This is a genomic window from Pseudoalteromonas distincta (genome assembly GCF_005877035.1).
GTDB classification, from domain to species: domain Bacteria; phylum Pseudomonadota; class Gammaproteobacteria; order Enterobacterales; family Alteromonadaceae; genus Pseudoalteromonas; species Pseudoalteromonas distincta.
Genome location: NZ_CP040558.1, coordinates 1855985 through 1878284 on the forward strand (window position 1 = coordinate 1855985; position 22300 = coordinate 1878284).

General features: G+C 39.5%; 19 protein-coding genes. 8 read left to right on the plus strand and 11 right to left on the minus strand.

Annotation, left to right across the window (positions count from 1 at the left end; translation table 11 throughout):
• Positions 1 to 80: 80 nt before the first annotated feature.
• From FFU37_RS08260 to FFU37_RS08270, 3 genes are all read right to left on the minus strand, one after another.
• On the minus strand, positions 81 to 1076 hold the full coding sequence (locus FFU37_RS08260) for a branched-chain amino acid aminotransferase (RefSeq protein ID WP_002959777.1): 996 nt from the start codon (positions 1074 to 1076) through the stop codon (positions 81 to 83).
• Positions 1077 to 1273: 197 nt separating this feature from the next.
• Positions 1274 to 2326: a fatty acid desaturase family protein gene (locus tag FFU37_RS08265; RefSeq protein ID WP_138489236.1), complete on the minus strand. Its 1053-nt coding sequence runs from the start codon at positions 2324 to 2326 to the stop codon at positions 1274 to 1276.
• Positions 2323 to 3366: a flavin reductase family protein gene (locus FFU37_RS08270; protein WP_138489237.1), complete on the minus strand. Its 1044-nt coding sequence runs from the start codon at positions 3364 to 3366 to the stop codon at positions 2323 to 2325. The genes FFU37_RS08265 and FFU37_RS08270 overlap by 4 nt, the downstream gene beginning before the upstream one ends.
• 266 nt (positions 3367 to 3632) lie before the next feature.
• Here FFU37_RS08270 and FFU37_RS08275 point away from each other — a divergent pair, with 266 nt between their 5' ends.
• The 5 genes from FFU37_RS08275 to FFU37_RS08295 all read left to right on the plus strand — a co-directional run bounded on the left by FFU37_RS08275 (position 3633) and on the right by FFU37_RS08295 (position 8045).
• Positions 3633 to 4808 carry a PQQ-dependent sugar dehydrogenase gene (locus FFU37_RS08275; RefSeq protein ID WP_138489238.1) on the plus strand — a complete coding sequence of 392 codons (1176 nt, stop codon included), beginning with the start codon at positions 3633 to 3635 and terminating at the stop codon, positions 4806 to 4808.
• A 153-nt stretch (positions 4809 to 4961) separates the two neighbouring features.
• Positions 4962 to 5141, plus strand: a complete 180-nt coding sequence (locus FFU37_RS08280) for a DUF6435 family protein (RefSeq protein WP_002959772.1) — start codon at positions 4962 to 4964, stop codon at positions 5139 to 5141.
• Positions 5142 to 5752: 611 nt separating this feature from the next.
• Positions 5753 to 6637, plus strand: coding sequence for a HEPN domain-containing protein (locus FFU37_RS08285; protein WP_138489239.1), 885 nt, complete (start codon positions 5753 to 5755; stop codon positions 6635 to 6637).
• A gap of 121 nt (positions 6638 to 6758) precedes the next feature.
• Positions 6759 to 7316 carry a HEPN domain-containing protein gene (locus FFU37_RS08290; protein WP_138489240.1) on the plus strand — a complete coding sequence of 186 codons (558 nt, stop codon included), beginning with the start codon at positions 6759 to 6761 and terminating at the stop codon, positions 7314 to 7316.
• Between the two features lie 111 nt (positions 7317 to 7427).
• Positions 7428 to 8045, plus strand: coding sequence for a hypothetical protein (locus tag FFU37_RS08295; RefSeq protein ID WP_217496776.1), 618 nt, complete (start codon positions 7428 to 7430; stop codon positions 8043 to 8045).
• Positions 8046 to 8093: 48 nt separating this feature from the next.
• On the opposite strand, the gene FFU37_RS08300 is transcribed toward FFU37_RS08295, so the two are convergent.
• The 7 genes from FFU37_RS08300 to FFU37_RS08330 all read right to left on the minus strand — a co-directional run bounded on the left by FFU37_RS08300 (position 8094) and on the right by FFU37_RS08330 (position 12521).
• A complete protein-coding gene (locus tag FFU37_RS08300) occupies positions 8094 to 8546 on the minus strand; it encodes a GNAT family N-acetyltransferase (RefSeq protein WP_138489241.1) in 453 nt (150 codons plus the stop codon).
• 52 nt (positions 8547 to 8598) lie between these two features.
• Positions 8599 to 9192: a DUF2238 domain-containing protein gene (locus FFU37_RS08305; protein ID WP_007375475.1), complete on the minus strand. Its 594-nt coding sequence runs from the start codon at positions 9190 to 9192 to the stop codon at positions 8599 to 8601.
• Between the two features lie 61 nt (positions 9193 to 9253).
• A complete protein-coding gene (locus FFU37_RS08310; RefSeq protein ID WP_138489242.1) occupies positions 9254 to 10045 on the minus strand; it encodes an SDR family oxidoreductase in 792 nt (263 codons plus the stop codon).
• A 59-nt stretch (positions 10046 to 10104) separates the two neighbouring features.
• Positions 10105 to 10608 (minus strand): Mpo1 family 2-hydroxy fatty acid dioxygenase, encoded by a 504-nt coding sequence (locus tag FFU37_RS08315; protein ID WP_138489243.1) that lies wholly within the window; start codon positions 10606 to 10608, stop codon positions 10105 to 10107.
• Between the two features lie 84 nt (positions 10609 to 10692).
• Positions 10693 to 11100, minus strand: a complete 408-nt coding sequence (locus FFU37_RS08320; protein WP_138489244.1) for a hypothetical protein — start codon at positions 11098 to 11100, stop codon at positions 10693 to 10695.
• Between the two features lie 71 nt (positions 11101 to 11171).
• Entirely contained in the window at positions 11172 to 11846 is a 675-nt protein-coding gene (locus FFU37_RS08325; RefSeq protein WP_010553509.1) for a Crp/Fnr family transcriptional regulator, read from the minus strand.
• Positions 11847 to 11849: 3 nt separating this feature from the next.
• Positions 11850 to 12521 (minus strand): hypothetical protein, encoded by a 672-nt coding sequence (locus FFU37_RS08330; RefSeq protein WP_138489245.1) that lies wholly within the window; start codon positions 12519 to 12521, stop codon positions 11850 to 11852.
• A 676-nt stretch (positions 12522 to 13197) separates the two neighbouring features.
• Between FFU37_RS08330 and FFU37_RS08340 the strand changes: the two genes are divergently transcribed.
• The 3 genes from FFU37_RS08340 (at position 13198) to FFU37_RS08350 (ending at position 19297) form a co-directional block, all read left to right on the plus strand.
• Positions 13198 to 16164 carry a TonB-dependent receptor gene (locus FFU37_RS08340; RefSeq protein ID WP_138489246.1) on the plus strand — a complete coding sequence of 989 codons (2967 nt, stop codon included), beginning with the start codon at positions 13198 to 13200 and terminating at the stop codon, positions 16162 to 16164.
• A gap of 102 nt (positions 16165 to 16266) precedes the next feature.
• On the plus strand, positions 16267 to 17817 hold the full coding sequence (locus tag FFU37_RS08345) for a tryptophan halogenase family protein (protein WP_138489247.1): 1551 nt from the start codon (positions 16267 to 16269) through the stop codon (positions 17815 to 17817).
• Positions 17810 to 19297, plus strand: coding sequence for a tryptophan halogenase family protein (locus tag FFU37_RS08350; RefSeq protein WP_138489248.1), 1488 nt, complete (start codon positions 17810 to 17812; stop codon positions 19295 to 19297). The genes FFU37_RS08345 and FFU37_RS08350 overlap by 8 nt, the downstream gene beginning before the upstream one ends.
• Before the next feature lie 326 nt (positions 19298 to 19623).
• Here FFU37_RS08350 and FFU37_RS08355 read toward each other — a convergent pair whose 3' ends face one another.
• Complete coding sequence (locus tag FFU37_RS08355) at positions 19624 to 22200, minus strand: glycoside hydrolase family 3 protein (RefSeq protein WP_138489249.1); 2577 nt, start codon at positions 22198 to 22200, stop codon at positions 19624 to 19626.
• Positions 22201 to 22300 lie beyond the last annotated feature (100 nt).

The window sequence follows — 22300 nt, forward strand, 5'->3', positions numbered from 1 at the left end:
AAGCGCAGCTTAAAGTAACCAAACACACAAAAGCCACCGATTAGGTGGCTTTTTAATGCAAGTTGATATTAAATCTATAATTAGATTTTAGTTAACCAGCCGTGTTTGTCTTCACTTTTACCCCATTGAATATCGTTCAATGCTTGGCGAAGGCGTGCAGTAGTTGGGCCTGGCTCGCCAGTACCTACTTTGTATTCTTTATCGTTATGAATAAAAGTACCCACAGCAGTTAGCACAGCAGCAGTGCCTGAAAGCGCCGCTTCAGTACCTGGTTTAGCAGCACGCTCTAATAGCTCAGTAACGCTAAAGTTACGTTCGCTTACCGTCATACCTAAATCTTTTGCAATGGTTAAAATACTATTACGCGTTACACCATGTAAAAACGTGCTATCAAGCGCTTTAGTAATAATTTCGTTGCCATCAATAAGTATAAAGTTAGCAGCACCGGTTTCTTGTACGTCGCCACCTGGGCAAAATAAAATTTGATCTGCTTGATACTTAGTTCGTGCAGCACTAATAGGTGCTAGAGCACTGGCGTAGTTACCACCACTTTTTACCATTCCCATGTGCGGGGCGCAGCGCATGCCATCTTCTTCAAGCAGTACACGCAGTGCAGTTGCACCACCGGCAAAGTAATCACCTACTGGCGATAGTAACGTGTACAAAAGCGAGCTCATTGATGGCGCTGCTGCTTTACCAATTGCAGCCTCAGTACCAATGTGCGTTGGACGAATATACATAGAGCCCGGCGGTAGTGGCGTTTCATCTGCGTATTCGCGCATAATATCGATAATCATCGTTTTTAGCATATCGCTGTCAAAACTCGGTAAGCTTAATAGCGCTGAGCTTTGTTGCATGCGTGCAATGTTTGCATCCATTCTAAAAAGATAAACAGAACCATCTTCATGGCGAAAGGCTTTTAAGCCTTCAAAACATGTACTTGAATAATGAAGAACGTGCGCACCAGCATGAAGTTCAAGTTTATCGGAAGGGACAATTGAGCTTTCGCTCCATTTATTATCAGAAAAACGAGCTTGAATCATCTGCGGCATAAACACGGTACCAAATGCGGCCATTTTAATCTCTCTTGTGTGGTCTATTTTCCTCCATTGTATGACAATCACACGCTGTTTAACCATAGCTAAAGTAAGGCTTTTTTAATTAACTATGAGAAATTTTTGCAAGTGCTGTTTACTAATCAACCGCATTGGGTGCTATAAACAAAAAAATCGGCTAATACAGTTGCACTAGCCGATTCTTAAAGGTAAATAATTTACTTGAACGAATATCTAATAATACGTTTTAGCACCGAGGTATACTGTTTAAAAAAGCTACCTGTATGGTAATCAATACCGTGTTTTTTCAAAACGGCTTGTACTTGAGGTGCAACTTCTTGATAGCGCGAAGACGGCATATCAGGAAATAAGTGATGCTCTATTTGGCAGCTCAAATGCCCTGTTAAAACATGAAACCAATGCGACCCTTTAATATTAGACGAGCCCAGTACTTGGCGATAATACCACTGCCCTTGCGTTTCGTTTACGCAGTCTTCTTGTTTAAAAGTTTGCGTTTCTTCTGTAAAGTGACCACAAAATATTATGGTTGATGTCCATAAATTACGGATTAAGTTTGCCAGTAAATTACCCGCCAATACCCATAAAAATAAAGGCCCTGCAAGTAACGGAAATATCGCATAATCTTTAATTAACTGGCGAGCGCCTTTACTAAAAAAGCGCTGCTTTAATGTAGAGTGTGATACAAGCCCTTCACGGTTTTCTTTCTTTTTACCAATAAAAACACGCTCTGCAGCCAACTCGTGGTACGACACGCCCCACTGAAATAACACACTTAAATTAATATACGTAAAAAACTGCCATACATTTTTAAAGCGCCACTTAAAATCATCGCTTAAACGCAACAAGCCATAACCAAAGTCTCTGTCTTTACCAATAATATTAGTATAAGTATGGTGCTCAAAATTATGAACGCGATGCCAACTTTGTCCATCGCACGCTATGTCCCATTCATAATGTTGTGAGTTAAGTTGCTTGTCGTTCATCCAATCGTATTGACCATGCATTACATTGTGGCCAATTTCCATATTGTCTAAAATTTTAGCAAGCGCTAATAGCAACACACCTGCAACCCACAATAATGGCTGAATAAAACCAAGCATTAGCAAAATTCGCCCGATCCATTCACACACTCGCTGTTTGCGCACAACAGAGCGAATATAGTCAGCATCTTGTTGGCCTACTTTGCCAAGGGTGTCCATTTTAATGGCATCTAGCTCGCTTGCGAGCATGTCGTAGTTAATGTTTTTCATAATTGTAACTCCAAATCACTAACAGGTTGGCTTACGCAAAGTTGTATTAATTGCTCGCCGTTGTCACTCAATTCACCTGTTTTTAAATTACGTACCACGCCTGACTTTTTAATACATTGGCATTGATGACAAATACCAATACCGCAACCACGTTTAACGGGTAGCTTTTTTTCTTCAAACTGAGGTAGTAAAACATCGTTGCCCGATACAACATGGGCACTGGCGTTAATTTTTACATTAAATTGGCTGTCGTCGTTTAAGCTAGGCAGCGCTAAACCAAATGCTTCTTGGTAGTAATTTAGCTTATGCGTTTTAGCAAAATCGCTCACCGTTTGCATAAATGCTGCAGGGCCACAGCAGTAAATGTCTGGGTTTTCCCACGGCTTAATATTGCTGGTTATATCGCTTGATTGCTCGCGCGTTAATAATAAAAACGAAAAATGCTCAAATTGCGCTGCCAACTCACTTAGCTCATCAACACATTGATGCTCAGTGGCTTTTGCGTAATACACCAACGACACTTTTTGCGTAGTTTGGCTTAAGTAATCATCAAGCATAGCCAGCATAGGTGTTATACCCGAGCCGCCTGCAATAAAAGTGGCTGGCGTGTGTGTGTTTTTAAACACAAAGTCGCCGCTTGGTGCAGAAATATTGCACCACAACCCCGCTTTTAATGCACTGCTGAGTAAGCCTGTAAAGCGCCCTTGCGCATTTGTTTTGATTAGTAAGCGCACCAAACCTGTATTTTTAAATTGCTGAGCGCTTGAGGCCACGGTAAATACGCGTGTTAATAATCGCCCATTAATTTCAACCGTTAAACTTATATGCTGCCCTGACGTATGTACCTGCCATTGTTTGCTTGGCTTAAGTTGTACACTTAAAAAACCGCCATCAAGTACAGCTGTACTAACTACTTGCGCTCTAAACTGCCCTGCACGCCACGCAGGTTTAAACACCTGCATTACGGGCTCTATGTAGCCTGCAAAACTTTGATGGTGTAAAAACCATTTTGAAAATTGGTTTAATACTTGAGTCATCATGGTTAAATCTCTATCAAATCTTAATTACTTTGAACTTACACGTGTACGCCCAAACTTCAGCGCACAAGTGTACGCTGAAATTTTTAGTTTTCAACCCCAATAGAGTAATTATTCAATTTTTATTAGCGCAATTTGCTAAAACAATTTCCTGTGAAGAAGTAATTTTAAAATATATAAGTGTGCATTTTTCATTCAACTCAACGCTTAACAAATTTATTTATGCCATGTTAAGGTTATGTAAGATTGGATTAATTTTGGAAGCCATAATGATAAATTTAATGTCACATAACACACTCCCTAAACTAATAAGTGCAGGCTTAGTCGTTGCTATATTTGCTATTAACGCACCCGCGCATGCAAAAAGCGATTACGTAAAAAACTATAAACAGCTCGATACTTTATCGCTTAGCGTTAACGCAGTAACAGCGGCAGAAGGTGTGGTTATACCTTGGGCTATTGAGCCTTTAGCTAATGGTGATTTACTAATATCTGAGCGCAGTGGAGCGTTATTTTTATTACCTAAAAATACCATTAAATTAACTAAGGTTTCAGGGCTTCCCGAAATTGACGCTAATGGCCAAGGTGGATTACTTGATTTATCACTACACACCGATAGTAAGCAAAACCAATGGCTGTACTTTAGTTACTCAAGTAGTGAAGGCAAAGTAAGCGGAAGTAACACCGCCTTAATGCGCGCCAAGCTAAGTAGCGATCATACGCAGCTATCTGATCAGCAATTGCTATACAAAGGCGAGCATAATAGTACCAAAGGCCAGCACTACGGCAGCCGTATTGTGTTTGATAATGAAGGTTATGTTTATTTTTCAATTGGCGATCGCGGCTCGCGCGACATAAACCCACAAGATCTCACCCGTGATGGCGGTAAAATTTATCGCTTACACGAAAATGGTAATATCCCAAGCGATAATCCGTTTGTTAAACAAAAAGATGCAAAACATGCGGCATGGTCTTATGGGCACCGTAATCCACAAGGCATGTGGTTTGATAATCAAAATAATATTTTATGGTCTCACGAACACGGACCACGCGGCGGCGATGAGCTTAATATTATAAAAAAAGGCGCTAACTACGGATGGCCTTTAGTCAGCTATGGCGTTAACTACAGCGGTACCAAGTTTACCGACCTTAAAGAAAAAGACGGCATGCAATCGCCCGTATTACATTGGACTCCTTCAATTGCCCCTTCCGATATGTTGTATGTAACGAGTGATAAATACCCAAAGCTTAAAGGTAAGCTATTATTAGCATCAATGAAATTTGCATTCATTAGCGCACTAGAGCTCTCAAAAGGTAAGGTTGTTAAGCAATATAAAATACTCGATGGAATTGGCAGAGTACGCAGCTTAGCCCAAGGCAGTGATGGTTTTATTTATTTAGGTATTGATGGTCAAGGTATTAAACGCCTAGAGCCAGAAACGTAAACACTAGAACTAGCACACAGTACGTTAATAATTACACCGTGTTTACTGTGCGCTTTAAAAGCGCAAAGTAAACATTTTCACCAAACAAAGAACTATTAAGCCCATTAATGCGTACACTAACTACATATAATTTAACAAATTAAGAGAATACTAATGTTTTCATTTTTAAAGCCTGACCCAATAAAAAAACTGCGTAAAGAATACGACGTAAAACTAGAACAAGGCATGCAGGCACAAAGAAAAGGCGACATTAAAAGCTTCGCCATGTTAAGTGCAGAAGCCGAAAAAATTTGGAGTGAAATAGAAACTCTAGAGGCTAAAAAAGCCAAATAATACCAATCGTGTTAAGTTATTAGACATTTATAGCGACGGATAAATAGAGTGATAACAAGGCATGAATTTCGACATGCCGTGTTCTACATGAGAAATTTATAACGCCGTTAACGCTTTATTTAGCACGCTAGAAAGGCTAAATATTTAAGTCGATTGGTATCAGTATATTTAAACGCGTCTGCCCTGTTTTAAAAGCAGGAAGACGCGTTTAGTAAATAATTTATGACCTCGTTTTTTACAGCTTCCAACATCCCTAAACCCCCTTTTATAATATGCTTACACAAACAAGCGTGCTTAAAGCGGTTACTTACGTTATCGCTGGCGTTTTTTAGTGACTATTAAATGATTTAAAATCAGATTTGGTTTTCATTTTAAATACTTAATTGCTGCATTTATATACCGCGCTGGAGCTTTTCCTCCTAAGTCAAAAAATGAGGACGTTTTCCTCTTTTTTGCATATTATTAAAAGAACAGCCCGACTTAAAGTTTAATACTCGCAATGTGTTACAGGATTTGTTATTAATATTAAAAATAATTAAGAGGACATACATTGCTCATAAAAGAGGAAAGTGTCCTCTGATAAAGCTTTTAGAATTCTTTAGAGTATAAATATGTCGCATTATTACGATCTTCCTGAAGAAGAGAAAACCATAACTTTAGCTGATTTAGAATCTAGACCAGTAGAGTTTCAAATTGAAGTCATGAGAACTTGGTTTTTCAGTAACTACCAAGATCCCGTGCACGAGTGCCCTTACAACGGACGAGAAGGTGGGTATCAATATATTTATGGTGGTCCTTATATAGCTGGAGAAGAACTATCTGAAGAATTTGCAAATATAATCGATGACGATGTTATTGAAAAACTTGCCAGTGAGCTTGAAGATGAATGTTATGAGTGGTCTGGCGTCTCAAGAGCAGAAAACTATGATGATTATCTTTTTGATCTTGTTGGAACAGTTGATAATCCTCATAAAGATCTTCTGGAATCTATTGAAAATTTAAACTCAATGATCTCAATGGATTTTGATCAAAAACATCAACAAACTATGTTGAAAATGGTTTTTACAAGTGCCATTACTTCTCTTGAGGCATATCTGTCAGAGTATTTCATAGGTCGTATCGAAAAGGATTCTCATTGCTTACGAAAGTTTGTTGAAACAAACACTGACTTTAAAAAAGAAAAATTCTCTTTATCAGAAATCTTTGCTAGAAAAGAAAGCATAGAAAAATATGCAAAAGAATATTTGGTTGATTTACTTTGGCATAATCTTCCTAAAATAAAGCCTATTTTTAAAAAAGCTTTAGATATTGAGTTTCCAGAGTCAATTGAAAATCTTGTAAAGGCAACTCACTTAAGGCATGACCTAGTACATAGAGGTGGTAAATCGAAAGAAGGGAAAGTCATTCTTTTGCACAAAAATGATGTAATTGAGTTAATAGCAGAAATTTTAGCTTTAGCTGAACATATTGAAAAAGCTGGTACTCCAGAATTCTAACAAGCACTTTAAACGGAACAAAAACAGTTGCCTACGTTCCGCTCCACTCCACAATTTTAGTTCGCTTAAGTGAGCGTTAGCCAGCAAGTATCAGTATTCAAAAATAAAATAGAGGTAATAAATGGAACTGGATTTCAGAAGACCACCAGTCTATCACTTTAAAAAACGTCTTCGCCGAATTAACGTAATTAAGCATATTAGTACGGATATCAGAGTAAACGAATGTAGTAAATATCAGTACAAAGATGCTGTATTAAACCAGTTTTACATTCTTTCAATGGTTGCTCTGTGGCAGGGGCATATTGAGTATACGACTAAATATTATTTAGAGAATATGTTAAAAGGCGAAAAAAACTCACGACTTTTGAGTGTGGTACATGAACGAAAAAATAAAATTATTCGCCAGTTCAATACACCGAGTGCAGAAAGTATAAATACAGTTTTTAAAGAGTTGTTTAATATTCCTAAAGTATTTAAAGGATTATCGAGTCAAGGGCTTGATAATAAGGCTACAAAAGATAAGTTAGAGCTGATTCTTGATTGTCGTCACGAGATAGCGCATACGGCGTTTTGTACATCGGTAGAGCTCACAGAAGAGGTACGCTTAGATTTTAAAGACTTCATCATCGAACTTGCTGAGAATCTAGAGCAGGTGCTAGTGAAAGAGTTTTCTGGCTAACAAGCCAATCCTGCGGGGCTAAAAACAGTTTGCTCAGTTTCGCTTCGCTACACATTTTAGCCCCTTATTGGGGGGTAGCAGTTCACAATTAACTTAGAGTTGAGATTTACAATGAGCATGGATTTATGGGAATGCCAACAAGATGAAGCGATGAGTGAATACTACGAAGAATTGTATTTAACTGAATTTAGAGAGCGTGCTATTGATGAATTTACTGCTGAAAGACTTAGTTCTTATTATATTGAAAACTCAAGTCTGTTAGCCGATTCATTTAGTGCATTAGAAGAAGCCAAAAAAGTATCTTCACTTTCTCCAACATCGGGTTTAATAATGGCTGCAATTTCTATAGAAATTGCACTTAAAATAGGCTTACTTAAACCTATTGTTTTTGGGTTTGTTCATAGTGAGGCTGTTGCCGAATCAATATCGAATACAGTAATTAAACAAACTGGCATTGACCGTTTTAAAGCTTTATTGGTTACTTTGTTAAAAGACATATCACAGGTTGATATAGCAACATATAAAAGATCTGGGCTGCAACTATCGCTTTGGGATGAGCGTGGGAAAGTGCAAAAATTGCGAAATATGATTTCTCATAAAGGCACTCTTAGTTCAGCGCAGGACTGTCAGTTTGCAATTGATGTTGCTGAAGAAATTCTCAATGGGCTTTTACCTAATGTATTAAGCTCTTTAGGTTTACGTTTGCAAAATAAAGTAATCGTCGAATAAAACTGCTAACAAGAACACTAGACGGAATTTGTTCTTCGCTCCCGTTTATTAGGTCTCACGATTATTTTTTTCATACACATTTTCAGGGTTTATTTGCATTAGTAGCCCTGGGTTATCTATTGGCTTAAATCCGTATTGTGTATAAAGGCTATGCGCATCAGAAGTTGCTAATAAAAAGCGCCTGAGCCCTTGCAGCTCAGGGTGCTCTACTATCGTTTTAATAAGTAACTTACTCAGCCCATTACCTTGCAAATCTGGGGTAATAAATACATCGGCTAAATAGGCAAAGGTTGCGTTATCAGTCACTACTCGGGCAAATCCAACTTGTTCGTTATGAGCGCTGTAAACACCAAAGCACATTGAGTTATCAATAGCTGATTGCATCACGCTTTTAGGAATGCCTTTGGCCCAATAGCTATTAGCAATAAAGTTATAAATAACGTTAAAGTTAAGTTTGCTTTTGTCTGTGCTAATTGAGTAATCACTAGTGTTTACTGTCATAAGTTAATAGTCTTTTTTACCAATGTTTTTATAAGCGTTTATATAACTTTTTCTATAAATAATCTTTAACGTTTTTTAGCTGTTTGTCGTGTACTCTTGAAAGTACTAATAGCGAGCAAATAGCCCCAAATAACGCCAGTCCCATATCTGATTGGGTATCCCACACGTAACCTTGCGTGCCTAAAAACGCTTCTGCGTTTTCGCCGCTTAATACTGCAACCCACCACTCTATTAATTCGTAAAAGGCGCTAAATGCTAAACATACCGAAATAACAAAGGTGATTAGCCAGCCTCGACCATTTACTACTTTTTTGCGCAGTAAAATTTCGCGTGCTAGTAGTGCAGGTACAAAGCCTTGAAAAAAGTGCCCTACTTTGTCGTAGTTATTACGCTCGCTACCAAATAGATTATCGAAAAAAGGGACTTCGGCGTAGGTGTAATGCCCGCCAATCATCAACACAATGCAATGCGCTAAAATAAATGTATATAAAATAGGAGTAAGTTTAAAGTGGCTATAGGTACTTGCTAGCAGCACTAAACCAATAATTGCGGGGATAACTTCAAGCAGCCATGTAAATTGATCTTTTGGGTTAATACCAGACCAAATTAATACAATAAAAAACAGGCTCAGCCATAAATACTTCATTTAGAATCCTTTTCTAAATTGATCAAATTTACGGCATTTTACGCCTTTGAAATAAACGACGCTACCTATAGTTTGTTTTTGCGGTAATGCGATTAAACAAAGTAGGGAAAAAGCGCTTAATTGTAGGCGCCCAACCACTTAAACCTTTGCCAATAATCACTTCGTCTTTTTTATTACTAATGGCACGAATCATTTTTGAAGCAGCTACGCTTACATCCATGCCATTTTCTATCGACTCTTCTGGTTTATTTTGCGCTATGCCTTGCTCGTTTAGTGAGTTATGCGCAATTGCTGTTTTAATAGAGCCAGGGCAAATTGTTAAGCAATGAATATTATGTTGTGCTACTTCTGCACGTAGGCAATCCATAAAACCAACCACCGCATATTTAGAACCCGAATAACCTGTTCTAAATTTTGAACCAACTTTACCCGCCACACTACTAATGGACACAATTGAACCACTGCGCCTTGTCACCATAGTAGGCAATACAGCTTTAGTAAGTGCAATTAAGCCAAAGTAATTAACCTCCATTAATTGGCGATACACGTTAAAGTCGTTTTCTAAAAATAAACTGCGCTGCGATACGCCGCCGTTATTAATTAAAATATCAACTGCAGGAAGCTCGTTCATTTTTGCTGTTATTGTACTCAGTACATGCTCTGGCTGGGCTAAGTCCAGTGGCACAACTAAGTGCCCTTCGCCTTTAAGCGTTGATTTTAAATCGTTTAGTTTATCTACATTGCGCGCCGATAAAATAACGCGCGCGCCAAGCTCGGCAAATTGTATAGCAAGCTCTTTACCAATACCTGATGATGCGCCGGTGATCCACACGGTTTTATTATTATATTGCATGCCCTATCTGCCTTTTATTATTATTTATTAAGTTTTATAAAGGTACTTAGAAAAGTATTTTACGCCTTTGTAGGGCCTGCTATTGCGTTTACTTCATCTTCTAATGTTTTGTAAAAACCCATTAAAAATAGTAGTTCAACAGTTACGTACAAAGGGCCAATAATTAAACCAATTAGGTCATCTACAAACGCTGGTTTTTTACCTTCGTAATAGTGCCCAATAAACTGCAGTACCCAACCAAATACAAACACACCTAGGCCAATACTCAACCAAGGCCAAAACGACATTGCCGCAATAGGCTGAGCACCAACAAGGAGTAAAGTGAATATCACGGCCATAATAAAGCCAAGCGAAAAGCTCAGCATAAAATAATAAACAACCGACGCTAATACAAAAAGTTGTGCACCATCAATTACAAAGCTACCAAGGGGTATTTGAATACGCGCAAGTAAACACAGCGCCGCAAATACAATGAGCGGAATACCAATAAAGTGCGTTAGTACATTGCGCTTAGAACGATGATACAAACCATATTTACCAAGTTGCTGTTGAAGTGTTTTCATTGTTTTGCCTTTATTTTTATCTATAAAACTAACTTTAACAAAAGTAAGCACAGCAACAATGTCAGGTATCCGACACTTTGTAAATTAAACAAATGCAGAAACTATTTTACCTAGCTCATGCTCATCTTGCATATCCGCTCGCTCGCGCCCTTTTTGATACTCTTGTTCAAGCATTTTTTGAAGTTCCTCTATTTTATCAGCAATTGTGCTAGGGTCTGCGCCCTCACTTTGCTGTTCTTTCATGAGATCTTCTATTGTTGCTTTTAGCTCGTCTATTTTGTTTTTGTTTACACCTAAGCGCTGATAAACCAGCGCTTCTTGAGCACTTTCTAAAAACGTTGGTTCTTTAGGGGCTGAGGTAATGCCTTTAACATCATTTGTTTTTTCATTAGGAAGGGTATTAGTTGCCGCAACTTCGCTTGGACCTGCCGCTTTATTTATACTCGATGAGTTATAGTTACTATATTGACTTTTAAAGGTTATTGTAGTCATTAGCTCAAATCCATTGTTGCGTTACATTATCTGTAGCAATTTTGGTTCCAACTAAATAAAGCAGCCTTTATTTAAGCTTGTGTAGCACGGGCCTGTAACTTTTGTTTATCTAAAACAGTTATGCGTTGATACCCCAAACTAATAGCTTGTAAGCTAACAAGCTGTTGCAGAATTTGATTAATAGTTTGGCGCGTTAGGTAGGTCATATCAGCAAGTTGCTGCTGAGATAAAACAAGTGGTGTTAAGTGCTCTGTATGTTCGCTAAGCATTAAAAGTCGATTGCATACTTTTTGCTCAGCACTAAGTAATGCGTGATCTTCCATTGAGGTAAACATTAGGCGTAACTTTTGTGCCAGCAATAAACCAAACTCTTGCCAATATTGTGGCTGTTCGTTTAATAGCTGTTCAAGCTCGCGTTGGGGCACGTAAAAAAGCACAACATCAGTTTGTGCATATACATCATGAGTACGTAGGCCACCATCAAACAAGGTAACTTCGCCAAACCACAGTGATGAATCAATAAAGCTCAGTACGGCTTCTTTGCCTTCGTTACTTACGCCACTAATACGTACCACGCCGCTAAGCACTGCATAAATTCCATCGTGCTTATCACCTCGCAAAAATAATGATTGCTGAGCCTTTAGCGAAAGCGTTTTGCCCTGCGTTAATAAAAAGCTTTTTAAGTAAGCGCTACGGTTTTTAAACCAATGCCCTTGCTCTATTACGTTTTGCTGCTGTGGAGTCATTATTTACTGCATTTGCTTATTAAACGGCTGTTTTTCGCTAACCAATTTTTTAGGGAAATTTAAATCGGTTGCTATAACAAAATCATCGTAAGGATCATTACCCGAAAACAACTCAGTAATTAATGTATCGTTTTTATAAACATTAACGGTTACACCACTGCCCATACCGCCTGAGTTAATAATATAGTAGTGATATTCGCCGTTACTAAAAAATAAAATACTCTCGCCAATACGTCCTACTTGCCTGTAGTAACTGCCAAATGGTGAATCTGGTGTAGCTTCTTTTTCAAGCCCTATGTCATTAACTCTACCAAATCGATAACTAAGCGATGAGTCATCTTTTGCAACGCAAATAGAAAGCACTTTATCGGTAGGCTCTAACTTGTAGGCTGTATTTTCATCTGGGTTACGCACAACTTTATTCATTTTTGCGTTAATGTAGGCTGCTTCATTACTTTTACAATGTGTTGCTAGCATACCGACCACTAAAGCGGGTTCGTTTGTTTGAGCTGCTGAAGGCGTGTTTACTTTGAGATTAGAGGGTGAGTTACTTACATTATTATTTAGCTGAGGACTACCTTGAATTGCCATACTTTGATCGTCACAACCAAACAGAGCAAACAAGAAGAAAGAATAAAAGCTCGCTAAAAATTTAATGCGCATAATAAAATCCATCTATGAGAGAGCCTTTAAAATAGCGATAAAACTAGCGACTCGCAACACCTTATGCGCAATACTTTATAAGTTTATTTTTAAACCATCTTCTGCAAAAACTACGTTACTTTTTAGTGATTTAATTAACGATTTTTTAAACAACTACTGGTTTTTAATGACCGATACATAAACTGAGATAGAACCGCCGCTTGATGCGTTTTCATCAATTGCGTTATACATAATCACTACATCGGCATTTTCGCTAAGTTAACAAATGTACCTATTTTTTGTTGAGTGACCAACGGCCAATTTATTAATTTTAGCTAGTATTAAAAGCTGATTTAAACACCTTATAAAAGTGTGTAAATAACTAAATTAATCAATAATTGGTTTTCTTATAATAAAATGTTGTTACCGCACTATTTCAAACGGTTTTTTATAACCAATTGTAATTTATAATTTAAATAAAATTAAATCCAAAAAACATACATTTTAAAAACAATTTAGTCTCATTTTATTAAAACAACAGTTGACCCTATTCAAAATATAAACTAGCATTTCTGGAAGCGCTTCCACAAATTCTAGTCAAACAGATCTTTCTGGAAGCGCTTCCACACATTTGACAATGTTTATAACTACACAATAACAGCCCCATACAAGCTGTTAATAATAATGATAAAAGCGCGAGGGAAACCGAATGTCCAACCATATTGTAAGAAAAACAAAGATAGCGACCAGCCTATCTCTGATTTTAGGCGCATCAATCTCTTTGCCTGTATATGCACAAGAAGCAAATACAGATGTTGAAGTAATCCAAGTTACTGGTTTTAAAAGCAGTATTAAAGAGTCGACTCGTTTAAAACGCGACGCCGCCGGTGTTGTAGATGCTATATCAGCTGAAGATATTGGTAAATTCCCAGATACCAACTTAGCCGAGTCGCTACAGCGTATTACGGGTGTGTCGATTGATCGCTCAAATGGTGAAGGCTCTAAAGTAACGGTTCGTGGTTTTGGCCCCGACTACAATATGGTAACCCTAAACGGGCGTACAATGCCGGCGGCATCTTTGCCTGCAGGCGGTGGTACACCCAGCTCTCGTGCTTTTGACTTTGCAAACTTAGCGTCTGATAGCGTTAAATCGGTTGAAGTATATAAAACTGGTAAAGCTAGCATTGCATCAGGTGGTATTGGCGCAACAATTAATATTAATACGGCTCGCCCGCTCGACAATCCAGGCTTTGTTTCAAGCATTGGCGTAAAAGCATTACACGACTCAACAAACCGCGTTGGTGATGACATAACACCAGAGCTTTCGGGCTTAATTAGCTGGACCGACAGTGAAGCTAAATTTGGTGCCTCGTTAACTGCAAGCATGCAACAGCGCGATAGCTCATCAACAGGTGCGTTTGTAAATCAATGGAATACATCAGCTTTTGACGGCACAATCCCACAAGCTGCAGACGATATTGTTTTAACTAATGCACCCGCCGTTGGCCAGCTTTATTCAATGCCATCAGATTTGCGCTACACCATTGCCGACAGAGAACGTACTCGTACAAACGCGCAATTAACGCTGCAATACAGCCCTATTGACGATTTAACAGCCACGCTTGATTACACATATTCTAAGCAAGATTTATTCGAAGCCCGTGCTGAGCAATCAATTTGGATGGATAATTACAAAAGCGCGCTAACATTTGACGACAACACAGTAAAAACTCCTATTTATTACCGAGAAGAACGTCGCGATCAGCAAACACGCGATTTAGGTTTAGCGTTTCAAGAGCTAAACCAAGTTAACCAAAACGACTCTATTGGTTTAAACGTTGAGTACTATTTCAACTCAGAATTGAGCTTTATGTTTGATGCGCACAATTCAAAAGCCACTAGCAAACCAGATGCACCTTACGGCAGCTGGGTAAACGCAGGCTTGGGCGCAAACGTAGTTAACGCACAAGAAGTTGATTTTAGCCGTGAACTTCCATCAATGAGTATCGATTTTGATGATTGCCGCCGAGACAACCTAAATTGTAATAACACATTAGATGCCTCTGATGTGGGTACGTCTATTTTAGATTCTAACTTTGCTCGCCAAGAATCTGAAATCACAGAATTTAGAATCCATGGTAAATACGAAATTGAAAACGGCGCAATTGACTTTGGTATAGAGTCTCGCTCTATGGAAAGCCATTCACTGCAATCACTTACACGTAATACAATGGGTAACTGGGGTATAGAAAACCCAGGCGAACTACCTGATGGCTACCTAAACCCAACAAACTTTTTAGCTGAGTTTGACGACTACGATACATCGGGCTCGTTCAACCAAGGTTATACTGGCAGCGCATCTCAAATTGGTTACTGGGCAGGTGAAGAATACGGTTTTAACTTTGCAGCCGATGGCGCATTTGCAACAAACCGCACCATTGAAGAAGACATAACCGCTGCGTTTGTGCAATTTACTTACAACGGTTACATTGGCGATATGCCATACAACATTGTAATTGGCGCGCGCCAAGAGTCTACCGACATTACTTCAACGGCTAATATCGATTTACCTAACGCAATAGCGTGGGAAGGTAATAACGACTTTAACGTTCGTTTTGGCTCGGCTAAAGAAGATTTCACGCTTAAATCTAGCTACGATCATTTTTTACCAAGCTTTGACTTTGACATAGAAGTAATCGAAAACGTAAAAGCGCGTTTTTCTTATAGCACGACAATTGCTCGCCCAACTTACGACAACTTAAGTTCAGCAGCGACTGTTGGTGTACCGGGTGCCCCTACTCTTTTAGCCGGTTCTTCACCGGCTACTGCGTCAACAGGTAATCCTGGTTTAGTGCCGCTTGAATCAGATAATATTGATGTATCGGCTGAGTGGTACTTTGCAGAAACAAGTTATGTGTCGGTAGGTTATTACACTAAAGACATCGAAAACTTTATTGGTTTAACACCCATGACGCAAAACTACTACGGATTACGTGATGCAACAGCGGGCCCTCGCGCTCAAGCTGCCATTGCTGAGCTAGAATCTCGCGGACTTGCTCTAACCGATTCAAACTTATTTCAAATGGTTGCCGCAACAGAAAATGGCGTTGACTTTGACTCTATGACTTACGAAGAGTTTGAAGCCGCTTACGATGTAATTGCCAACAGCGATGACCCATTACTAGAGTTTACAGCGCAAGTACCTACCAATAATAAAAATGCCACTATTGATGGTTTCGAAATTGCCTTTCAGCACTTTTTTGGTGAAAGCGGTTTTGGTGTGCAAGCAAACTACACCACAGTTAATGGCGACATAGACTTTGATGTAAACGCTGACCCTACTACAACACAATTTGCACTAGTGGGTTTAAGCGATACAGCTAACTTTATTGCAATGTACGAAAACGATGATTTTCAAGCACGTATTGCTTACAACTGGCGTGATAAGTTTTTAAATAGCGCAGCTCGATACGTAAACGAGCCAGGCTTTACTGAAGAATATTATCAAATCGACTTTAATGTTGCGTACAACTACAGCGAACAACTATCGTTTTTTGTTGAAGGCCTTAACATTACCGAGCAAAACAGCCGCGAACATGGCCGTACGTCAGTACAATTGTGGAACCTACAACAGCTAGGCGCACGTTACAATATTGGTATGCGTTACAACTTCTAAAGGTAATACAAAGTAAAGCCGTTAGTTTTTACTAGCGGCTTTTTTGTATTTAAAACAGTATTAATGCTAGTTTAATTGTTATCAACTTTAGGGTGTTAACTCATGACCAAACCAATAACAAAAATAGTCGTTTTAGGTGGTGGTACTGCCGGCTGGCTAAGCGCAGGCTTATTAGCCGCCGAACACCCGCACCTTAATGTAACGTTAGTGGAGTCGGAAAATGTGCCTATATTGGGCGTGGGCGAAGGCACATGGCCGTCAATGCGCAACACGCTACAGCGCATTGGCATTAAAGAAATTGATTTTATAACCCAGTGCGACGCGTCATTTAAACAAGGTTCTAAATTTATAAATTGGCGCAACCTCAGCGAGGGAGAAAACTACTACCACCCTTTTATGAATCCACAAGGCTACGAGCACACTAATTTACACGCCAGCTGGCAACGTATTGCACCTAATCAAAAATTTGCCGACGTTGTTAATATGCAAAGCTTTGTATGCCAAGCAGCACTTGCACCAAAGCAATTACAAACACCCGAATATGCAGCGGTCACCAACTATGGCTATCATTTAGATGCGGGTAAATTTGCTGAGTTTTTAAAAAATCACTGCGTTAAAAACCTAAACGTTACACATATTATTGACGATGTAACCGAGGTTATTAACGACGTACATGGCTATATTGCTTCATTAAAAACAAATAATAATGGCGATATAACAGGTGATTTATTTATAGATTGCTCAGGCTCTCGCGCTCGTTTAATTGGTGATCATTTTAATAGTGAGTTTATAGCGCAAGATCATATTTTATTTAATAACAGCGCTGTTGCGGCGCAAATACCTAATGCACACATCAATCAACCAATTGCCTCTGCTACGCTATCTACAGCGCAAAGTAACGGCTGGATTTGGGATATAGCCCTGCCAACACGCCGTGGCACAGGTTATGTATTTAGTAGTAAATATCAAAGTGATGAAAGCGCAACAAATACTCTAAAAAGCTACATAGCCAAAAGTACCAGTGAGCAACAAGCTGAGCAACTTACCTACCGTGTATTAAAATTCAGCCCTGGTTACAGGCAAAAATTTTGGATTAAAAACTGTGTTGCCGTAGGTATGTCAGCTGGCTTTTTAGAGCCTCTTGAAGCGTCAGCACTTGCCATGGTTGAGCTTTCAATTAGCATGATAAGCGAGCAACTCCCGCAAAACCGCACCCACATGAGCCAGCTTGAAACGCGTTTTAATGAGCGTTTTAGCACTCGTTGGCAGCGCGTTATTGAGTTTTTAAAACTTCATTATGTGCTAAGCGAGCGCGACGACACTCCTTATTGGCAAGATATTAGTAATTTAAATACCGCGCCCGAGCGCCTGCAAAACTTACTTAAACTTTGGCAATTTCAGCCCCCTAGCCGCTTTGATTTTATTGAAAACGAAGAAGTGTTTTCATCAAGCAGTTATCAATACGTTTTATATGGCATGGGCTTTAATACACAAACAGTATCTGCACAAAATACATTTAACGACCCACGTGCTGGGGATTACTATTATCAGCAAAATCGCGAAAAAATAGCGCAGTGTTTAAATGGACTGCCAAGTAATCGCGCGCTTTTAAATCACCTTTTATCAAATAATGGGCAGCCACATAATGACTAAAACAAACGCTGTTAAAAACGTAGTAATTGCTGGAGGCGGCACCGCTGGTTGGATGGCCGCAGCAGCACTTGCTAAACTAGTTGGTAACAATATAAACATAACCCTTGTTGAATCTGACGATATTGGCACTGTAGGTGTTGGCGAAGCAACAATTCCGCCGATTCGTACATTTCATAAATTGCTGGGTATAAACGAGCAAGCATTTATGAAAGCCACTCAAGCAAGCTTTAAATTAGGTATTAGCTTTGAAAACTGGGGCGATGAAAACACGCATTATATTCACTCATTTGGCGCAACGGGCAAAGAATGTTGGGCGGGTGAATTTCATCACTTTTGGCTGCAAGGTAAAACTTTAGGAATAAACAACCCATTTGGTGATTACTGCTACGAGCTGCAAGCGGCTAAAGCCGGTAAGTTTGCGTTTAATCAGCAAAACCCCATTAACTATGCCTACCATATGGATGCTACGCGTTACGCGCAGTTTTTACGTGAATTTTCAGAGCCATTGGGTGTAAAACGCATTGAAGGTAAAATACAAAAAGTAGTAAAAAGCACTAAAACGGGCCATATAGAATCATTGATTTTAAATAATGGCGAGCATATTAACGGCGACTTTTTTATTGATTGCACCGGCTTTAGAGGCTTATTAATAGAGCAAGCATTGCATACTGGCTATGAAGACTGGTCGCATTTACTACCGTGTAACAGCGCCATTGCGGTGCAAACAAAATCAACCAGCGATACCGTATTGCCACTTACCCGCTCTATTGCCCACAAAAGCGGCTGGCAATGGCGTATACCGCTGCAAAACCGTGTCGGCAACGGATTAGTTTATTGCAGCCAATATATGGATGACGAACAAGCCAAAGCGCTCTTATTAAATAAGATTGAAGGTGAGGCGCTTACAGAGCCCCGTATTATTAAATTTAAAACAGGGCGCCGCTTAAAAGGCTGGAACAAAAACTGCTTAGCGCTTGGCCTTGCTAGTGGTTTTGTAGAGCCACTTGAGTCCACCAGCATTCACTTAATTATGTCGGGTATTATTCGCTTTATGCGTTTATTTCCGTTTAATGGCATTACCAATCACGCAATTGACGAATACAACAAACAACTTAAAAGCGAAATTGAAAATATTCGCGACTTTATTGTGCTGCACTACAAAGTAACTAATCGCGATGACAGTGAGTTTTGGCAGCATTGTAGCGCCATGGAAGTGCCAAAAACACTTCAGCATAAAATTGATTTGTTTAAACAAACCGGCCGTGTATTTTTAGACGATGGCGATATTTTTAGAGTCGATTCGTGGGTGCAAGTTATGCTTGGTCAAGGTATTGAGCCTAATCAACATCACTTAATAGCCAGCATCATGAGCGCTGAAGAACTCACCCGTTTTTTACACGGTATTAAGCAACAAATAGAGCAACGCGTAAGCCAATTACCATCTCATCATGAGTTTTTAAAACAATATTGCCCAGCATAAAAAAAGCCCTTACTAGGGCGTGTTGTTCTTTGGTGGTTGAATTTGCAGCAGCATATTTGGTTTTTAGGCAAGGCAGAGCCTATGTAGTGTGGTTATTCCCCATAAATAGGCGATAACGTAGCATAAATGCCAAACATGCGCTGCCCGTAGGGTTCTGCCTAGGGGCAATTTATTCTTTGTTGCTCGGTTTTTACTTAGCCTATAGGTTACAAACCTCGCGCCGCGATTAAATTGCCCCTAGATTGAACAAATTTCAATCCACAAAGATCAACACGCCCTTAGGGCTTTGAGACAACACACAATAAACTCAACTTATAAACACGCTATTATTCACACTTAACCACGGCGCTTTTAGCGCTTTGTGGTTCAAAGCTAATATCTGCAACTGAAACGCTAAGCTCTCCTGCCGTTTTAATAATAAAAGGGCTGGTTACTCTGGCAAAATCAACGCCCTTTTTAGCAAAGCACGTTAAATCAATACTCATGGTTTGCCATGTATTTAAATCCGCATTTTTAAGCTCATTGGTAATATTAAGCTCGGCGCCACAGCCTTGTTCGCACTTCATTGCAAGGTATGTTTGTGAGCTAGGTATTTGGTTTACTTTATAGCTAAAGCTAAGGGCTGAATTTGCTTCAATGTAGGCCACTTTGTCTTCGGTAAAGTTACTATTAATTTCGATATAGCTGGCTGCAGTGCCATCAAAATTAAATTGCATCGCATCTTCTTGAATCGCTTTGTCTTCAGTGCGATAAGTAATGCCGCCAAGCTTTACACTGTTACTTGCTACTTGGTGCTGCTCGCTGTTTGAATTTAAAAACAAACGCCACGGTGTTTTAAAACTGCCATTAAATATAGATAACGGCGCAAGGTTACTAATATCAACACCTGAGTCTTCATTTAGATTATTGGCAAGCGTACTTTCGTCTTTATACGTTAAGCCAAAGCCATAGGGTAATAATGGCGAGTAATCAGCATCGCCCTTATTTACTGCGGTTTGAAGTGGCGATTTAGGCCACGAGAAAGACAATTTACCTTTAAAGTCATACTGTACCTTCCCATTTTCATCCGCTAATAAAACATCAGCAATGCCTTGTCCTTCAGTGCCAGGAAGCCATGCTGCTACAAATGCATCTGACGCGTTTAGCTCGCTGTTAACCCACATTGGTCTGCCTGATATAAACACAGAAACAACCGCAATACCTTGCTGCTTTAATGTTTTTAATATTTTAAGAGAGCGTTTATTGTTACGTTCAAACTCAAGGTTGTCTTTATCGCCATGTCCTTCTGCGTATGGTTCTTCACCAAATACAACAATGGCTACATCGGGTTTGGTATTAAATTCACCCGCTGGGCTTAAAATAGCGTTACCGCCAGCAGCCTCTATTTGCGTTTTTAGCCCCGCATAAATAGACGTTGCCCCAGGGAAATCTGCATTTTGATTATTAGTTCCCTGCCACGTAATGCTCCAACCGCCCGATTGCTTGCCTATGTTATCGGCCGCATCGCCTGCAATCAGTATGTTGCTTGATGGGTTAAGCGGTAATAAATGGTTGTTGTTTTTAAGCAGTACTAGCGACTCTTGTACCGCTTGGCGGGCAATATCGCGATGTGCTGGCGCACCTATTAGTTTTAATTTACCTGAATATTTTCGATTTGCGGGGCTTGGTTTATCAAATAAACCCGCGCGTAATTTAACGCGTAAAATACGTGCTACGGCGTCATCTATTCGCGTCATTGTTATTGTGCCCGCTTTTACTTGTTTAATTGTATTTTCATAAAGTGGCTTCCAAGCACCCGTTGGCACCATAAAAATATCAAGCCCCGCATTAACAGCTTGCGGGCAACTTTCATTTGTACAGCCTGCAACTTGTCCGTGTCCGTTCCAATCTCCTACAACAAAGCCATCAAAACCCATTTTTGTTTTTAATACATCGGTAAGTAAGTATTTGTTGCCGTGATTTTTTTTACCATTCCAGCTATTAAACGATGCCATAACCGACTGACTACCTGCGGTTAAGCCACCTATATAACCTTGCGCATGAATGTTATATAACACCTCTTCGCTATCAATGTTATCGCCTTGATCGTCACCATCTACTGTGCCGCCATCGCCTAAAAAGTGCTTAACGGTACTAATTACGCGTTTATCACTTAAAAAGTCTTCATCGGCTCTGCCTTGCAATCCGTTTACAATTGCGGCTGAATACTCACGTACAATTGCAGGGTCTTCTGAGTAGCCTTCGTACGTTCTGCCCCATCGGTCGTCGCGCACAACCGCAACAGTTGGTGCAAACACCCAATCTATGCCTGTTGCCATTACTTCTATTGCCGTAGCTGCTGCAATTTGCTCAATTAATGCAGGATTATTTGCTGCACCTAAACCAATATTGTGCGGAAATAACGTCGCCCCAATCACATTATTATGGCCATGTACGGCATCGGTGCCCCACATGGTCGGAATTTTACTGCCATCAATTGAGTCATCAACCGAGGCTTGGTACATGCTCTCAGCAAGTGTTATCCAATCTGCAGGCGTTGCATGCTTATTAGCATTCGGGAACGAGCCACCGCCATTTAAATACGAACCAAAACCGTATTTGCGCATATCTTCAACACTAATATCGCGAATTTCAGGTTGGATCATCTGCGCTACTTTTTGCTCAAGCGTCATTGTTTTTAAATACTGTGCAATTGTATTTTCAATTTCAGGGGTTTTAACTACCTTACTTTTAAGGGTTGGCCAAAGTGATAAATCACCTTGCTCGTGCTCAGTCTTTTTGACTACGGCGCTTTGGCTATTATTTGCGTTAATCTCTTGTTTATTACACCCACTTAAAACGCACAATCCTCCAATTAAAATGGGGAGCATGTGTAACCTGTTAGTGTTTAAGCTTTTTTTCATTTTTATAGCCCTGTGTTGTGTCAGTGTGTTTTTGTAAAACGCCTATTTGTTATTTAAATTTAACTATTGACCTGCTTAACAATAGCCACTAACCTAAATA

What these genes read in the sequence shown, in the direction of transcription:
- FFU37_RS08355 (WP_138489249.1), bottom strand. Translation starts at nt 22,200, where the DNA reads ATGAAAAAAAGCTTAAACACTAACAGGTTACACATGCTCCCCATTTTA.
- FFU37_RS08315 (WP_138489243.1), bottom strand. Translation starts at nt 10,608, where the DNA reads ATGAAAACACTTCAACAGCAACTTGGTAAATATGGTTTGTATCATCGT.
- FFU37_RS08345 (WP_138489247.1), top strand. Translation starts at nt 16,267, where the DNA reads ATGACCAAACCAATAACAAAAATAGTCGTTTTAGGTGGTGGTACTGCC.
- FFU37_RS08290 (WP_138489240.1), top strand. Translation starts at nt 6,759, where the DNA reads ATGGAACTGGATTTCAGAAGACCACCAGTCTATCACTTTAAAAAACGT.
- FFU37_RS08280 (WP_002959772.1), top strand. Translation starts at nt 4,962, where the DNA reads ATGTTTTCATTTTTAAAGCCTGACCCAATAAAAAAACTGCGTAAAGAA.
- FFU37_RS08300 (WP_138489241.1), bottom strand. Translation starts at nt 8,546, where the DNA reads ATGACAGTAAACACTAGTGATTACTCAATTAGCACAGACAAAAGCAAA.
- FFU37_RS08295 (WP_217496776.1), top strand. Translation starts at nt 7,428, where the DNA reads ATGAGCATGGATTTATGGGAATGCCAACAAGATGAAGCGATGAGTGAA.
- FFU37_RS08350 (WP_138489248.1), top strand. Translation starts at nt 17,810, where the DNA reads ATGACTAAAACAAACGCTGTTAAAAACGTAGTAATTGCTGGAGGCGGC.
- FFU37_RS08340 (WP_138489246.1), top strand. Translation starts at nt 13,198, where the DNA reads ATGTCCAACCATATTGTAAGAAAAACAAAGATAGCGACCAGCCTATCT.
- FFU37_RS08325 (WP_010553509.1), bottom strand. Translation starts at nt 11,846, where the DNA reads ATGACTCCACAGCAGCAAAACGTAATAGAGCAAGGGCATTGGTTTAAA.
- FFU37_RS08310 (WP_138489242.1), bottom strand. Translation starts at nt 10,045, where the DNA reads ATGCAATATAATAATAAAACCGTGTGGATCACCGGCGCATCATCAGGT.
- FFU37_RS08260 (WP_002959777.1), bottom strand. Translation starts at nt 1,076, where the DNA reads ATGGCCGCATTTGGTACCGTGTTTATGCCGCAGATGATTCAAGCTCGT.
- FFU37_RS08285 (WP_138489239.1), top strand. Translation starts at nt 5,753, where the DNA reads ATGTCGCATTATTACGATCTTCCTGAAGAAGAGAAAACCATAACTTTA.
- FFU37_RS08305 (WP_007375475.1), bottom strand. Translation starts at nt 9,192, where the DNA reads ATGAAGTATTTATGGCTGAGCCTGTTTTTTATTGTATTAATTTGGTCT.
- FFU37_RS08330 (WP_138489245.1), bottom strand. Translation starts at nt 12,521, where the DNA reads ATGGATTTTATTATGCGCATTAAATTTTTAGCGAGCTTTTATTCTTTC.
- FFU37_RS08275 (WP_138489238.1), top strand. Translation starts at nt 3,633, where the DNA reads ATGATAAATTTAATGTCACATAACACACTCCCTAAACTAATAAGTGCA.
- FFU37_RS08270 (WP_138489237.1), bottom strand. Translation starts at nt 3,366, where the DNA reads ATGATGACTCAAGTATTAAACCAATTTTCAAAATGGTTTTTACACCAT.
- FFU37_RS08320 (WP_138489244.1), bottom strand. Translation starts at nt 11,100, where the DNA reads ATGACTACAATAACCTTTAAAAGTCAATATAGTAACTATAACTCATCG.
- FFU37_RS08265 (WP_138489236.1), bottom strand. Translation starts at nt 2,326, where the DNA reads ATGAAAAACATTAACTACGACATGCTCGCAAGCGAGCTAGATGCCATT.